At 69.8% G+C, this 3026-nt stretch carries 4 protein-coding genes; 1 reads left to right on the forward strand and 3 read right to left on the reverse strand.

Annotated elements, in window-relative coordinates; all coding sequences use genetic code 11:
• Window positions 1-2: 2 nt before the first annotated feature.
• Window positions 3-812, forward strand: a complete 810-nt coding sequence (locus HG543_RS52780) for a discoidin domain-containing protein (protein ID WP_246357936.1) — start codon at window positions 3-5, stop codon at window positions 810-812.
• A 55-nt stretch (window positions 813-867) separates the two neighbouring features.
• Here the strand turns inward: HG543_RS52780 and HG543_RS52785 are convergent, their stop codons facing one another.
• The 3 genes from HG543_RS52785 to HG543_RS52795 all read right to left on the reverse strand — a co-directional run.
• Window positions 868-1257, reverse strand: coding sequence for a zf-TFIIB domain-containing protein (locus tag HG543_RS52785; protein ID WP_169352543.1), 390 nt, complete (start codon window positions 1255-1257; stop codon window positions 868-870).
• Window positions 1258-1399: 142 nt separating this feature from the next.
• The gene (murA, locus tag HG543_RS52790; protein WP_169352544.1) at window positions 1400-2671 is read right to left on the reverse strand and encodes a UDP-N-acetylglucosamine 1-carboxyvinyltransferase; all 1272 of its coding nucleotides are present in this window, start codon (window positions 2669-2671) and stop codon (window positions 1400-1402) included.
• 14 nt (window positions 2672-2685) lie between these two features.
• The coding region (locus tag HG543_RS52795) for a N5-glutamine methyltransferase family protein (RefSeq protein ID WP_369334980.1) at window positions 2686-3026 on the reverse strand (341 nt) is incomplete at its 5' end.

Genomic DNA, 3026 nt, shown 5'->3' on the forward strand with positions numbered 1-3026 from the left:
ACCTGCTCGCGACCCCCGCCGCCGCCTCCAACGCCGCCCCCGGCTATGCCGAGACCACGGACTGGCTGGAGCGTCAGTCCCAGCCCGAGCGCTACACGCCGCTCAACCTCCTCGACGGCCGGGACACCACCGCCTGGTGCGCCACCGGCGAGGACCCGGCCCCCATCACCATCGGCTTCAAGGACGCCGTCACCGTGGACGAGGTCCGCGTCTACACGGGAGACGGCACGGACCGGGCCGCATTCAAGGCCCGCGCCCGGGTGAAGAAGTTCACCCTCACCAGCGTGGACGCCTCCCGCAGCCTCACCGTGGAGGACAAGCGCGGCCTGCAGGTGGTGCGCCTCAGTCAGCCCCTGCCGGGCGCCCGCTTCATCCTGGAAGTCGTGGACCGCTTCCCCGGCGCCAGCGACGACGCCCCCGTCTGCATCACCGACCTCGTCTTCGTCTCCGGCGGCAAGGCCCTCAACGGCACCTTCCTGGCCTCGCGCCTGAAGTACGACGCGCGCCTGGCGCCGCTCCTGGGCACCTGGTTCGGGGGCCTGGAGGGCGCGCCGGAGAGCTTCCTGTCCTTCTACCTGGACGGCACCTTCCGCTACACCCGCGAGCCCCTGGAGGGCGGCGGGCCCACCTCCGTCACGGGTACGTACACCCTGTCCGGAAGCAGACTGTCCCTGGACGTGCCCAAGCGCGGGAAGGCGACGGCGCGCCTCGTGAAGGGTGGGGAAGCGGGCACACGCTCGCCAGAGGCCTCGCTCGAAGTGGAGGGACCCCTGGCGGAGGATTGGGGCCGCGAGTTCCGCGGCAGACCCTGAGCGAGCGGGGCGGAAGAATCCGCCCGACCGCACTCCTGGGTGAGGGGCCGGGCGCCTAGAGGACGGCCAGCTTCTTCTTCGAGCTGAAGTGCCGGAAGAAGACGATGATCTCCTGCACGGCCACCTTCACGTCGGTGGCGTCCTGGAATTCCGACTCCAGGAAGATGCCACCGCACGACTCGCACGTGTCGTAGTGGAGCGGGTGCTGGCGGTCGCCACCGTCCACTCGGACGAGGTCGACCTGGCACTCGGGGCACTGACCGGTCAGCGCCTCCGCATCCACCTTGCCGCCCTGGCTCTCCAGCCCGGGGAGGTTGTTGTGGAGCAGGACCCGGTTCAGGTCCGCGACGTCAATCCAGAGGCCGCCGCAATCTCCACACTTTCGCAACGTCAGATCATCCCCCTCGAGATCGGCCATCTCGACGTTGCAGCTGGGGCAATCCATGGGACGGGTCATTCTCCTGCAATGGGGGAGGGGTGCTCCCCAGTGGTTCGGAGAATGATAGGTCGCGCGAAAATTCGGATGCAACCCACGTCGCCGCTTCTGTTGGCAACGCGCCGTCTCTTCGCCAGCTTCCTCTGCCCCTTCAGGCCTTCGCCTTCACCCGGCGGATGTCCGCGCCCAGGCTCCGCAGCTTGCGCTCCAGGCGCTCGTAGCCGCGGTCCAGGTGGTAGACGCGGCTGACCTCCGTGCGCCCCTCGGCCCGCAGGCCCGCGAGGATGAGCGACGCACTCGCCCTCAGGTCCGTGGCCATCACCGGCGCCCCGCTCAGCCCCTTCACCCCCTTCACCACCGCCGTGTGCCCCTGGATGGTGATGTCCGCGCCCAGCCGGTGCAGCTCCGGCACGTGCATGAACCGATTCTCGAAGATGTTTTCACTGATGACGGACGTTCCCTGGCTGACGCACATCAGGGCCATGAGCTGGGCCTGCATGTCCGTGGGGAAGCCCGGGTGCTCGGTGGTGGTGATGTTCACCGAGTTGAGGGTGCGGGGGGCCTTGCAGCGCAGGCCGCCGCCCTCGGCGGTGATGGTGCAGCCCGCCTCGCGCAGCTTGTCCACCACGGCCTCCAGGTGCTCGGGCACCGCGTGCTTCACCAGCACGTTGCCGCCGGAGATGGCCGCCGCCACGAGCAGGGTGCCCGCCTCGATGCGGTCCGGGAGGATGGCGTGGTCCACGGGCTTGAGGCCGTCCACGCCCTCGACGGTGATGACGGAGGTGCCGGCGCCTTCAATCTTCGCGCCCATCTTGTTGAGGACGCGGGCCAGCTCCTCGATTTCGGGCTCGCGGGCGCAGTTCTCCATGATGGTGCGGCCCTTGGCGAGCACCGCGGCCATCAGCACGTTCTCCGTGCCGGTGACGGTGATGACGTCGAAGTTGACGGTGCCGCCCTTGAGCTGCTTCGCCCGGGCCTCCACGTAGCCTTCCGTCAGGTGGATGTCGGCGCCCAGGGCCTTGAGCCCCTTGAGGTGCTGGTCGATGGGCCGGGCGCCAATGGCGCACCCGCCCGGCATGGACACGCGGGCGCGGCCGAAGCGGGCCACCAGCGGCCCCAGCACCAGCACGCTGGCGCGCATCGTCTTCACCAGCTCGTAGGGGGCCTCCGGGTGGATGTGGCCGTTGACGCCCACCTCGCACACGTCCTTCTTGCGCGCGGTGAGCCGCTCCGCGTCGCAGCCCATGGTGCGCAGCACCTTGAGCATGGTGGCCACGTCCGCCAGGTCCGGCACGTTGCGGTAGGTGGAGGTGCCGTCCGCCAGCAGCGCGGAGGCCAGGATGGGCAGCGCCGCGTTCTTCGCGCCCGAAGCCTGCACCTCGCCGTGCAGCTCCTGGCCACCCTTCATCACGATCTTGTCCATGGTTCCCTGCTTCTTCAGCCCTGTGGCCCGTCAGCCGCGGGCTGTGTCCCAAATGCCATGCGCTCCCGCCGCTCCAGGTCCTTCTCCACGCGCGCGTCGGCGTAACCCGCCGCCCGCAGGAGCTCCAGGACGGCCGGGCCCTGTGTCTCGCCAATCTCCATTGCAAGGAGCCCGCCAGGCTCCAGCCACCGCCGCGCACCCGTCACCACCCGGCGGATGAGGACGAGCCCGTCCGGCCCGCCGTCCAGCGCCAGCTTCGGCTCGCGCCGCACCTCGGGGGACAGCGTCGGGATTTCCGCTGTGTCGATGTAGGGCGGGTTGGAGACCACCACCTGGAAGCGGGGGGCGTCCGGGG

This window comes from Pyxidicoccus fallax (assembly GCF_012933655.1).
Lineage (GTDB): Bacteria > Myxococcota > Myxococcia > Myxococcales > Myxococcaceae > Myxococcus > Myxococcus fallax.

What these genes read in the sequence shown, in the direction of transcription:
- HG543_RS52785 (WP_169352543.1), bottom strand. Translation starts at nt 1,257, where the DNA reads ATGGATTGCCCCAGCTGCAACGTCGAGATGGCCGATCTCGAGGGGGAT.
- murA (WP_169352544.1), bottom strand. Translation starts at nt 2,671, where the DNA reads ATGGACAAGATCGTGATGAAGGGTGGCCAGGAGCTGCACGGCGAGGTG.